The 11,684-nt window shown below is 57.8% G+C and carries 10 protein-coding genes; 3 read left to right on the top strand and 7 right to left on the bottom strand.

Annotated features, from left to right (window positions below; genetic code table 11):
- Window positions 1–367: 367 nt before the first annotated feature.
- Window positions 368–2,062, bottom strand: a complete 1,695-nt coding sequence (gene ybaL, locus OK412_RS13155) for a YbaL family putative K(+) efflux transporter (RefSeq protein WP_010259074.1) — start codon at window positions 2,060–2,062, stop codon at window positions 368–370.
- 531 nt (window positions 2,063–2,593) lie between these two features.
- Between ybaL and ushA the strand changes: the two genes are divergently transcribed.
- On the top strand, window positions 2,594–4,360 hold the full coding sequence (ushA, locus tag OK412_RS13150) for a bifunctional UDP-sugar hydrolase/5'-nucleotidase UshA (protein WP_307380726.1): 1,767 nt from the start codon (window positions 2,594–2,596) through the stop codon (window positions 4,358–4,360).
- Window positions 4,361–4,394: 34 nt separating this feature from the next.
- On the opposite strand, the gene OK412_RS13145 is transcribed toward ushA, so the two are convergent.
- Window positions 4,395–4,826, bottom strand: a complete 432-nt coding sequence (locus OK412_RS13145) for a multidrug/biocide efflux PACE transporter (RefSeq protein WP_022626100.1) — start codon at window positions 4,824–4,826, stop codon at window positions 4,395–4,397.
- 89 nt (window positions 4,827–4,915) lie between these two features.
- On the opposite strand from OK412_RS13145, the gene OK412_RS13140 reads away from it, so the two are divergent.
- Window positions 4,916–5,785: a LysR family transcriptional regulator gene (locus OK412_RS13140; RefSeq protein WP_010671230.1), complete on the top strand. Its 870-nt coding sequence runs from the start codon at window positions 4,916–4,918 to the stop codon at window positions 5,783–5,785.
- Here OK412_RS13140 and ybaK read toward each other — a convergent pair.
- The 3 genes from ybaK to copA all read right to left on the bottom strand — a co-directional run bounded on the left by ybaK (window position 5,782) and on the right by copA (window position 9,824).
- Window positions 5,782–6,261 (bottom strand): Cys-tRNA(Pro)/Cys-tRNA(Cys) deacylase YbaK, encoded by a 480-nt coding sequence (gene ybaK / locus OK412_RS13135; protein ID WP_033756794.1) that lies wholly within the window; start codon window positions 6,259–6,261, stop codon window positions 5,782–5,784. The two genes, OK412_RS13140 and ybaK, sit on opposite strands and share 4 nt — an antisense overlap.
- 174 nt (window positions 6,262–6,435) lie before the next feature.
- Window positions 6,436–7,239, bottom strand: a complete 804-nt coding sequence (locus OK412_RS13130; protein WP_010259069.1) for a TraB/GumN family protein — start codon at window positions 7,237–7,239, stop codon at window positions 6,436–6,438.
- Between the two features lie 71 nt (window positions 7,240–7,310).
- Window positions 7,311–9,824 carry a copper-exporting P-type ATPase CopA gene (gene copA / locus OK412_RS13125; RefSeq protein ID WP_264353237.1) on the bottom strand — a complete coding sequence of 838 codons (2,514 nt, stop codon included), beginning with the start codon at window positions 9,822–9,824 and terminating at the stop codon, window positions 7,311–7,313.
- Window positions 9,825–9,921: 97 nt separating this feature from the next.
- Here copA and cueR point away from each other — a divergent pair, with 97 nt between their 5' ends.
- The gene (gene cueR, locus OK412_RS13120) at window positions 9,922–10,326 is read left to right on the top strand and encodes a Cu(I)-responsive transcriptional regulator (protein ID WP_010671233.1); all 405 of its coding nucleotides are present in this window, start codon (window positions 9,922–9,924) and stop codon (window positions 10,324–10,326) included.
- On the opposite strand, the gene OK412_RS13115 is transcribed toward cueR, so the two are convergent.
- Both OK412_RS13115 and OK412_RS13110 read right to left on the bottom strand, forming a co-directional pair.
- The gene (locus OK412_RS13115) at window positions 10,314–10,760 is read right to left on the bottom strand and encodes an NfeD family protein (protein WP_010671234.1); all 447 of its coding nucleotides are present in this window, start codon (window positions 10,758–10,760) and stop codon (window positions 10,314–10,316) included. The two genes, cueR and OK412_RS13115, sit on opposite strands and share 13 nt — an antisense overlap.
- On the bottom strand, window positions 10,760–11,674 hold the full coding sequence (locus OK412_RS13110; RefSeq protein ID WP_010259065.1) for an SPFH domain-containing protein: 915 nt from the start codon (window positions 11,672–11,674) through the stop codon (window positions 10,760–10,762). Before OK412_RS13110 ends, OK412_RS13115 begins: the two co-directional genes overlap by 1 nt.
- Window positions 11,675–11,684: the final 10 nt, after the last annotated feature.

Raw genomic sequence — 11,684 nt, 5'->3', positions numbered from 1 at the left:
GGCCCGCACGACTACGCACCTCATCCCTGAGGTGCGCCCATAGCCGGGCCAACGCTTCGCGTTGTTCAAAAACGCTCCCGGCGTTTTTAGTACGCACCTCATCCCTGAGGTGCGCCCATAGCTGGGCCAACGCTTTGCGTTGTTCAAAAACGCTCCCGGCGTTTTTAGTACGCACCTCATCCCTGAGGTGCGCCCGTAGCCGGGCCAACGCTTCGCGTTGTTCAAAAACGCTCCCGGCGTTTTTGTCCGGGCGGCGGGACGCTTTCCTCTTCTGCCCGCGTTCCCTGCGTGTTGAGTTTATTCGTTGCGGTAAAATTCACCCTGATTTTGATAGATCAGTAGCCTGCCAGGCTTTGCTTAACACGCATCAGCGCACGACATCGCAGGGCTGTAAATCTTCGCCCTGGGTCATCTCATCCTGCAGGATTTGCAGCATACTGCTGGCAATCTCACGTTCACCCATCACCACACGGGTGGCACCCCGTTCCATGATGTACTCGACTTCATCGTCATAGTGGGCGCGGGCGATAATCTCGATATTCTGATGTTTTTCACGCGCGGCTGTGACTACTTCACCCGCTTCATAGCCATTCGGAATAGTCAGTAACAGCCAGCGGGCGCAGTCGAGTCGGGCCAGTTCCATCGTGTCAGCGCGGGCAGCATTACCCAGCACCGCCTTGATGCCGCGCTCGCGCAGCGCTTCGACACGAGCGCGGGAGTTTTCAACCACCACCAGCGGAACATTGGCCTCAAGCAGCTTCTGACCAATCAGACTGCCCACCCGGCCGTAACCCACAATCACCGCGTGATTGCAGAAATCCACCGGGATCTGCTTCTCTTCTTCAATCGCCTCTTCCAGCGTCTGCTCTTCCATCGTCTCCGTTTTCGCCAGGAAACGCTCCAGCAGGGTAAACAGGATCGGATTAAGCATAATCGACAGGATGGCGGCGGCCAGCACCAGGTTGCGGCCCTCGTCAGTCAGCAGGCCCAGCGAGATACCCAGACCGGCCAGAATAAAGGCGAATTCACCAATCTGCGCCAGACTGACCGAAATGGTCAACGCCGTACGACGTGAATGGCCGAGCAGCGACACCAGCAGCCAGGCGGCGACCGATTTACCCACCACAATAATCACCAGCGCGCCCAGCACTGCCAGCGGCTGCGTCACCAGAATCGACGGGTCAAACAGCATGCCGACCGAGACAAAGAACAGCACGGCAAAGGCATCACGCAGCGGCAGTGTATCGCGCGCGGCGCGGTGGCTCAGTTCCGATTCGTTCAGCACCATACCGGCAAAGAAAGCGCCCAGCGCAAACGAAACATCAAAGAATTCAACAGCACCAAAGGCGATGCCCAGCGCCAGCGCTAATACCGCCAGAGTAAACAGCTCACGCGAGCCGGTGGCGGCGCTGCGGGCGAGGATCCAGGGGACGGCACGCCGTCCCACCACCATCATCAGCACCATAAAGGCGGCGACTTTGCCGATGGTCCACAGCAGGTCCCAGGCCAGCAGTCCGGCGCTGGCATTGCCCTGTTCCATCATGCCGGCAATCGCAGGCAGCAGCACCAGTGTCAGCACCATCACCAGATCTTCAACAATCAGCCAGCCAATCGCAATCTGCCCGCGCTGGCTATCGATCAGTTGCCGCTCTTCAAGCGCGCGCAGTAACACCACGGTACTGGCGGTAGAGAGGCAGAGACCAAACACCAGGCCGGTCATCCACGACCATCCCAGCGTCCACGATAAGCCCATTCCCAGTAACGTCGCGACCGCGATCTGTGCGATGGCACCGGGAATGGCTATCGACTTTACCGACATGAGATCTTTCATTGAGAAGTGCAGGCCGACACCAAACATCAGCAGAATCACGCCGAGTTCTGCCAGTTCAGGAGCCAGATTGGTATCGGCAACAAAGCCGGGAGTAAAGGGTCCAGCCAGCACGCCTGCCATCAGGTAGCCAACCAGGGGCGAAATACGCAGGCGGTTCGCCAGCATCCCAAGGAGAAATGCCAGAACCAGTGCTCCGACAATGGTAGTGATCAACGGTGTGGTGTGATGCATGCCTGTCTCCTTGTATACAAATGTATCCGCTTGTAACAAATGAGTTTAAAACAAAATCTATTCTTTCGCTGAGCAATTTGCGGGAATACCCTAAAAAAGCAGGAAAAAAAGTCAAATGCACAATCGAAAGGGTGTTTTTGTTCATTATCCATAATATTGGCTGATTTGACGGTTTAAAGCGGTCCGGGTAAATAAAAATTAGCATCCTTAAATGCCGTGGGTATGACACAAATAAGGGTTAAATGCGCGCACAGACAGGGTAAAGCCCGTCAGCGGCACTTTTGCAGGAGTAAACAACTGGTTAACAACAGGTCTGGCTACCCGTTCTGGCTTATCCGGAACAAACCAGTCTGACGCGGGCGCGGCCTTGCGGCTGTTGTCATGCTCAGCAAAAGCGGTCCGGAGATAAAAAGAGTGGCATACAGAGACAGGCGAATGTGCGTTGGCCTTGAGTTCGCCGGGGGAATGTGCGACACAGTGGGGCAAACCGGCAGTAAAATCGGGCCAGACGGCAAATTAAGGAGAATCACAGTGTTGTTATCTAAATGGACAGGGGCGGGCGTGGCACTACTGGTGGCCCTGATGCCGCTGTTTTCACAGGCCGCCCAGGCCGATCGCACCTATCGTTTCAGCCTGCTGCACACCAACGATGAGCATGGTCATTTCTGGTTTACTGAGCAGGGTGAATATGGTCTGGCGGCGCAGAAAACCTTAATGGATACGATGCGCTACGATGTGCAGTCCAGAGGCGGCGGCGCATTGATTCTCTCTGCCGGTGATGTGAACACGGGCGTACCGGAGTCCGATGAGCTGGACGCTGAACCCGATTTTCGCGCGATGAACCTGATTGGATATGATGCCATGGCGCTGGGCAACCATGAGTTCGACAAGCCCATCGCGGTCCTGCGCAAGCAGGAGAAGTGGGCGCGATTCCCGCTGCTCGCCGCCAACGTTTATCAGAAAAGTACCGGTCAGCGCCTGTTTAAGCCCTGGGCGGTATTCAATCGTCTCGGGCTGAAAATTGCGGTGGTCGGGCTGATCACCCCGGACACGGCGAAACTGGCTAACCCGGCGGGTCTGACAGATACCGAGTTCCGCGATCCGATTGCGGAGGCGGAGAAGGCGGTTGCCGAACTGCGCGCCACAGAGAAGCCGGACGTGATTGTCGCGCTGACCCACCTTGGTCATTATGACGACGGTAAGCATGGCAGCAATGGCATTGATGACGTCACCCTGGCGCGCAGCCTGCCTGCCGGCACCATCGATCTGATTGTTGGTGGTCATTCGCATGATGCGGTCTGCATGGAAAAAGAGAACGTCAGCGTCAAAAATTATCAGCCGGGCCAGCCCTGCAAACCCGATCAGCAGAACGGGATCTGGATTATGCAGGCGGATAAATGGGGCAAATATGTCGGACGTGGTGACTTCACCTTCCGTAATGGGCAGGTGACGCTGGAGGCTTATCAGCTGGTGCCGGTCAACCTTAAACATCAGATAAAGAACGCGGATGGCAGCGAAACCTGGCTCACCTGGCAGGAAGAGATCCCGAAAAACACCGCCATGATGAAACTGCTGATGCCATTCCAGAAACGGGCTGAGGCGAAGTTAACCGTGAATGTCGGCAGCGCCGACGGCAGCTTCAGCGGTGAAAAAGAGCAGGTTCGCTTTGAGCAGACGAATCTCGGCCAGCTGATTCTGCGCGCCCAGATGGCGCACACCAAAGCCGATTTTGCGGTGATGAGCGGCGGTGGTATTCGCACCTCGCTGAAATCGGGCAAGCTGAGCTGGCGTGACCTGTTGCAGGTCCAGCCGTTTGGCAATCAGGTGGTCTCGGTCAGCCTGACCGGGGCGGAGATCAAAAAATATCTGGATGTGGTCGCTAATATTCAGCCTGACTCAGGCGGCTACGCCCAGTTTGCCGGTATCAGCCTGACCGCAGACGGTAAACATGTCAGCGACGTCAGCATTAACGGTAAACCGCTGCAGGATGCGCAGCATTATCGCATGGCAACCAACAGCTTCAATGCGGCTGGCGGCGACGGCTATCCGCGTTTGGATAATCATGCGGGTTATCTCAACAGCGGGGCAGTCGATGCGCAGGTGTTACGTGACTGGATCAAGACGCACTCGCCGGTCAAAGCCAGCGACTATCAGCCGAAAGGGCAGATTGTGCATCTGACCGATGAGCAGATCCGGGCGCGGGATGAGGCTGCGGAAAAAGCGCGGAAGCGTAACTATCCCAAAATGATCCTGGCGTGGATCTGGCCGTGGGGGAATGAAACAGCCGCCACGCATTGAACTGACCGGGAGGCGCTTGCGCCTCCCGTTTTTTTTACGCCCGGCAGGGGTGACGTCTGATCCAGCGCTCGCGCAGTTTGTCCCACACCCAGTTGTAGGCCATGGTGTAGGGCAGGAAGAAGAGGAAAAAGGCCACTTCGACCAGGAAAGCCTGACCCAGAGAGATATCCAGCATCCAGGCGGCAATGGGCAGACCAATCAGGATAAATCCGCCTTCAAATCCCAGCGCATGTAATACACGCACGCCCGGGCCGCGTTTCTGGCCTGGCGCATAGAGGCGATCAAATCCGCTGTTGTAAATCATGTTCCATAGCATCGCGACCGTAGAGAGCATAATCGCCAGCGATCCCATCTGAAACAGCGGTTTATTCATTGCCCATGCTGCCAGCGGCGATACGGTCAGAATCGCCAGTGTTTCAAAGCAGACAGCATGAAGAATACGTTCTTTAAGTGAGCGGGTACGCATTGTGAGTTCTCCTTCAATAATGCGGCGCATTTTCACACGTCAGAATGCTAAGATAAAATGAACACCTATCGAAAAAAGCGATGGTTCAGATGCGTTACTCCCCGGAATCCCTTGAGGCTTTTATGCAGACTGTGGCGAGCGGTTCTTTCTCTGCCGCTGCGCGCGCGCTGGGTAAAAGTCAGTCCACCATCAGCGCGGCAGTAGCCAGTCTTGAAGACGATCTCGGCTTTGCGCTGTTTGAACGGGCAGGTCGGCAGCCGGTCCTCACCGAGCAGGGACGCCGCGTTATTCCTCAGGTTCAGCAGATCCTGGCGGCCAGCGAGCGGCTGGATGCGCTGGCAATACGGCTTTCGCAGGGCGTTGAACCCCGGCTCAGTTTTGCCATGTCAGACTTCTGGCAAACCGATCATCACGAGCATCTGCTCAGGCAATTTGACGCCCGTTATCCGGAGATTGAACTGGAGGTCATGATTGCCGAGGATGGTGATGTGCTGGATCTGCTGCAGGCCGGGCGGGTACATCTGGGCGTGGTGCGGGCACAGCCCAATCTGCCGGTGGATATTGCCGTGGCGCGACTGCAGGTTGAAGCGCAGATGGCGGTCTTTTTACATCGCGATCATCCGCTGGCCCAGCTTAAGACCCTGAGCGAGAGCGAGCTGGAAGGGGTTCGTCACCTGCGATTAAATACCTGGGTTGAGGCATCTGAACCCGCGCCAATGGGGCGCATCTGGTCGGCACCGACCTATCTGTTACTGCTGGAGATGGCGGAGCAGGGATTTGGCTGGACGATTCTGCCGCGCTGGCTGGTGAAACAGTTTGGTCATGGCGTTCTGAAAGAGTTGTCGATGCCGGGCTGGCCGCAGCATATCGCCATTGAGGTGGTCTGGTCACGCCGTACGCCGCCCGGTCCGGCGGGTCGCTGGATGATCGATCAGCTCTGCGCCCAGCCTCGGGTTTAGCCGTGGCGGGCGATATCCGCAAACGGAGCGTCCAGCAGTCGTGAAAGATCCCGGGGAGCCAGTTCGATATCCAGTCCACGCTTGCCGCCTGAGATAAACATGGCGTCAAACGCGCTGGCTGAGTGGTCGATCACCGTAGGCAGCCGTTTTTTCTGGCCCAGCGGACTGATGCCGCCCACCAGATAGCCCGTGACCCTCTGCGCCAGCTGTGGGTCGGCCATATCCGCTTTCTTCGCGCCCAGCGCTTTTGCCACTTTCTTGAGATCCAGTTGCGTAGATACCGGCGTAATCGCCACTGCCAGCTGTTTCGCCTCGCCATTCAGCGCCACCAGCAGCGTCTTATAGACCTGGCGCGCATCCAGATTGAGTTTACGTACCGCTTCGTCACCAAAATGGGTTTCGCTGCTGTCATGCTCATAGGGATGCAGGGTGAAGCTGACTTTTTGTTTTTCCAGCAATTTTACGGCGGGCGTCATACAGGTTCCTTACTAAGAATAATCTTATTACGCAGAGTCGTGGAAAAAGGTGGCGAAACTTTGTTCTTTGAGTGAAAATTAGCCGCGCGCCAGCAATCTGATTGCTGAGCGATAACCAAAATCATAAACAAATTCCTCTTTGACGGGCCGATAATATTATCGGCTCTCTTTTTTTCAGGGCTTCTTCAGCATCTCAGGCAGGTTATCTTCGCCGTAGAGATGCAGAGCACCGACCGCTACCACATAGTTTCCTGCTGATAATCCCTGAAGCCGGTCACACCACTGCGCATTTCGCTGACCGATCAACGTATCATTCAGCGCCTGGCTGAAGGTGGCGGGCAGGGTGATTTCCGGCTGGCGTGGCGGCGTATCGAGCCACCAGCTCACCATCATCTGCAGCAGGCGCGCATTGGTGTGCCAGTGCAGCAGCGTATCCTGCAACAACGCCATGCCGTCATCCGGCAGCGCAGTCAGCAGGGCGATCTGCGCCTCTGCGCCTTCCAGTTCAATCACCGGTTTGTTCAGACCTTTCGCGGCCTGCAACAGCTGATAATCGATGCCGTAGTCAGGTCGCAATCCCAGCCTTTGTGCCTGCTGCGCCTGTAACATCAGCGCCACCTGCCAGGCGGGCAGATTATCAAACAGGCTCAGATTGAGGCTCATCTCCTGACAGAGTGCAGTGAGCGTTTGCATCGCGTGGCTATCCAGCCGGGTGGAAAGCGCGGGACGATCGCCGTGGTGATCAAAGGGTGAACCACCCTGCGTAATATCCGCTTCCACAATCAGTGCATCCGCCTGCTGTAACTGACGCAGCAGACGGGCGGGCAACGGCTGCATGTCGCGCGTTCCCATATGGATGCTGCCGACCAGATGCAGCTGACGATCGCCAAGCCGGACATCCATCGCAGGCCAGCGGTAACTGGCGGGAAAAAGTTGGCTGATAAAGCCGCGCAGTGAGCGCCAGATGTTGCCTGTCATTCCCGGTCCTTTGCGATTCAAAACCCCATGCTAGCGACTTCAGCGCGTGAAAAACAGCGCTGAAACGGCGATCACTCGCGTGGTGGCCGGTAACGCAGCAGGCGGTTAGCATTGCTGACCACGGTAATGGAGGAGAGCGCCATCGCTGCACCCGCCACAATCGGGCTGAGCAGGGTACCGGTCAGCGGATAGAGCACACCCGCTGCCACCGGAATGCCGATGCTGTTATAGATAAATGCCCCAAACAGATTCTGCCGGATATTGCGCAGCGTCGCGGAAGAGAGCGCTAACGCGTCCGCCACGCTGTTCAGGTCGGCACGCATCAACGTAATGCCCGCGGTTTCCACCGCCACATCGCTGCCGCCACCCATGGCAATGCCCACATCGGCCTGCGCCAGTGCGGGCGCGTCATTGATGCCATCACCCACCATCGCGACGCGACGGCCCTGCTGCTGTAAGTGTTCAATTGCGGCCGCTTTGCCTTCCGGCATCACGCCCGCAATCACTTCATCAATACCGACCTCGGCAGCAATGGCGCGCGCGGTATTTTCATGATCGCCGGTCAGCATAATCAGGCGATAACCCTGCTGATGCAGTCGCTTCAGAGCTGCGCCGCTTTCCGGCCGAAGCTGATCGCGCAGCGCGATAAGCCCGGTTAGCTGGCCCTGCTCAGCCAGTAACACCGGCGTTGCACCCTGTTGCGTCAGCCGCGCAATCTCTGCTTCCGCCGCCTGGTAATCGACGCCGTTATCCTGCATCAGCGCGGCATTACCCAGCAGCAGCGTTCTGCCATCCAGACTACCGCTGACCCCTTTGCCGCGTATTGTACGAAATTGCGCTAACAGAGGCGGCTGGGTCAGTTTCGCTTCGGCGACAATCGCTTTCGCCAGTGGATGACCCGAGGCGAACTCCAGCGCAGCCGCGGTCGCTAATACTGATTCACGGGTGGCATCCCCCCAGACCTGCACGTCACTGACCTGCGGCTTGCCAGCAGTAAGTGTGCCGGTTTTATCAAACACCAGCGTGTCGATTTGGCTGGCGCGCTGCAAGGCATCGGCGTCGCGCACCAGCACCCCCAGCTCGGCGGCGCGGCCAACACCGGCAATAATCGACATCGGCGTCGCCAGGCCCAGCGCACAAGGACAGGCGATAATCAGCACGGTTGTCGCGATCACCAGCATGTAGGCAATTTGTGGCTGCGGTCCGAACAGATACCATACTGCGCCGCTGAGCAGTGCGATCAACACCACCACCGGGACAAAAACGGCGGAGATGCGATCCGCCAGACGGCCCACATCCGGTTTACTGCTCTGCGCCTGACGCACCAGCCGGATAATGCGCGACAGGGTGGTGTGATTACCCGTCGCCCGGGCGATAAATTCTACCGAGCCATCCTGCACCAGGGTGCCGGCAAAGATGGCTGCGCCCGGGGTCTTGCTTTGCGGCACCGCTTCGCCGGTCAGCATCGCTTCATCAAACCAGGCTTCACCCGTGGTGATTTCGCCATCGACCGGCACCCGATCGCCGGTGACCAGGCGCAGCGTCATGCCGGGCTGCACATCGCTGACCGGAATCAGCCTGTCGCCCTGTTGATCAACCTGCCGAGCCTGGGCTGGCGTCAGATCCAGCAATCTTTCCAGCGCTTTAGAAGATCGCTGACGCGCCCGCTGTTCCAGGGCATGCCCCAGATTGATCAGGCCCAGGATCATGACGCTGGCTTCGAAATAGAGATGGCGCGCCTGTGGCGGGAAAAAGTCGGGCCACAGCACCACGCTAAAGGAGTAAATCCAGGCGGCGCCTGTGCCGAGTGCCACCAGCGTATCCATGGTGGCGCTGCCATTGCGTAAACTGCGCCAGGCACTGCGGTAAAAATGGCTGCCGGTGACGATCATGATCAGCAGAGTCACGATGCCCAGCGTCAGCCAGACGCCGTGGTTGTGGTCGGTGAGCATCATGTTGTCGCCCACCATGCCCCAGATCATCAGCGGCAGGCCAAACGCTAAGGCGACTGCAGCCTGCCAGCTGAAACGCCGCATCGCGCTGCGGGCGCTGAGCTGCTGCTTCTCCCGTCGCTCCTGCTCGTCATCCACTACCTGCGCGCCATAACCCGCGGCATCGACGGCCGCTACCAGCTGCTGCGGATCAGCGTCGCCCAGCACCAGCGCACTGCGTTCGCCGAGATTTACGCGCGCCTGGCTGACGCCTGCGACCTGCTGCAGTGCTTTTTCCACCCGGCTCACGCAACTGGCGCAGGTCATGCCCTCAATCAGCAGCATATGGGTGGGGAGGGTTGTTTCTGCCGGACGGGAAGCAGTCTCCGTTGTCAGCGCCTCCGGCGGCGGCTCTGATGCTGTCAACGGTTCAGACTTTGGGGAAGCGTCCGCGGTTTTCAGCGTCGCGTGATAACCCGCCTGCTCCACGGTGGCGATCAGCGCGGCCGCATCTGCGTGACCGGAAACCTGCGCTTCCTGTTGGGTCACGTCGGCCTGGTCAACATCATCGCGTTGTTCCAGTGCCTCTTTGACACGTTTGACACAGTGGCCGCAGGACAAGCCGTCCAGTGCCAGAGAAATAGTGTGTGACATAATCAACTCCTTCTGTAATCCCATTTGACCGATTGGTCATTTTCGATTCATGCTTAAGCATAAACCTTCCATCAAGGGGAAGGTCAAGGGGACGAAAATGAACATCAGCGATGTGGCAAAAAAGACCGGACTGACCAGCAAGGCGATACGTTTTTACGAAGAGAAGGGGGTGGTGACGCCGCCGTTGCGCAGTGAAAATGGCTACCGCAGCTACAACGGACACCATCTTGAGGAGCTGAACCTGTTACGTCAGGCGCGACAGGTTGGCTTCACGCTGGATGAGTGTCGTGAGCTGGTGGCGCTGTTTAACAATCCGTCGCGCCACAGTGCCGATGTAAAAGCCCGTACTCTGCAGAAAGCGGAGGAGATTGCGGCGCATATTGAAGAGCTGCATGTCATGCGCGCTCGCCTGCTGGCGCTGGCAGAGGCCTGTCCCGGCGATGACGGCGCCGAATGTCCTATTATCAACAATCTGGCCGGGTGCTGCGGTCAGCGTGGCTGAATACGCAGCGTAATCCCCTCAATGCCGGTTACGACCACTGCTGTGCCCGCAGGCAGATCCTGCTCCGCCTCGACCCGCCAGCTGCTGTCCCCGATCCGCACATGGCCGGTGCGGTTATGCAGCGCGGTATCCAGCGTCAGCTGCAACCCGATCATCTGACTGCCGCGCTGGTTCAGGGCATTGGGTTTCTGACGCGCTTCACGATGGCGCATCCAGCGATACCATAAAAAGACGCAGATCAGCGTCAGCACGGCAAACAGAGAGCCCTGCGCCGTCCAGCTCACCGGCACAAACCACTCAATGAGGCCGACGATGACCGCCGCCAGCCCGCTCCAGAGCAGGTAACCGCTGGTGCCCAGCATCTCAGCCGCCAGCAGTAACCCACCCAGCGTCAGCCAGAACCAGTGCGGATGCGCGATAATATCGACCAGCATCAGCGTTTCGACTCAGTGCGTGATTCCTTCAGCAGTTCACCGATGCCTGCAATCGAACCCAGCAGACTGCTCGCCTCCAGCGGCATCATCACCACTTTGCTGTTATTAGCTTCACCGATTTTTTGCAGCGCATCGGTATATTTCTGCGCCACAAAGTAGTTAATGGCCTGAATATCACCTGATGCGATCGCTTCCGAGACCATCTTAGTGGCGTTAGCTTCCGCTTCAGCCTGACGTTCGCGCGCTTCTGCCTGCAGGAACGCCGAGGTCCGTTCACCTTCTGCTTTGAGGATTTGCGACTGCTTATCACCTTCAGCGCGCAGGATCGCCGCCTGTCGCACCCCTTCGGCTGTCAGAATATCGGCGCGTTTAGTTCGCTCCGCTTTCATCTGCGCATTCATCGCGCCAATCAGCTCCTGCGGCGGACGCACATCGCGGATCTCGATGCGGGTGATCTTGACGCCCCACGGATTGGTCGCTTCATCCACGATATGCAGCAGGCGGGTGTTGATGCTGTCGCGCTGTGACAGCATTTCGTCCAGCTCCATGCTGCCAAGCACGGTACGCATATTGGTCATGGTGAGGTTAAGAATCGCCTGCTCAAGATTGCTGACTTCATACGCGGCACGCGCCGGGTCAACGACCTGAATAAAGCAGACTGCATCGATGGTGACGTTGGCATTGTCTTTGGAGATGATCTCCTGCGAGGGAATATCCAGTACCTGTTCCATCATGTTGATCTTACGACCGACACGATCCATGAACGGCACCACCAGGCTTAATCCTGGCTGCAGGGTGCGGGTATAACGGCCAAAGCGCTCAACCGTCCATTGAAAACCTTGTGGCACGATCTTGACGGTGGCCCAGACCGCCACCAGCGCCAGAATAATCAGGGCAGGAATTACAGTTATCATACAACCTCCG

The organism is Pantoea sp. JV6 (assembly GCF_025910055.1).
Classification (GTDB): Bacteria; Pseudomonadota; Gammaproteobacteria; order Enterobacterales; family Enterobacteriaceae; genus Pantoea; species Pantoea agglomerans.
This window is presented reverse-complemented; position numbering and strand designations above follow the sequence as displayed.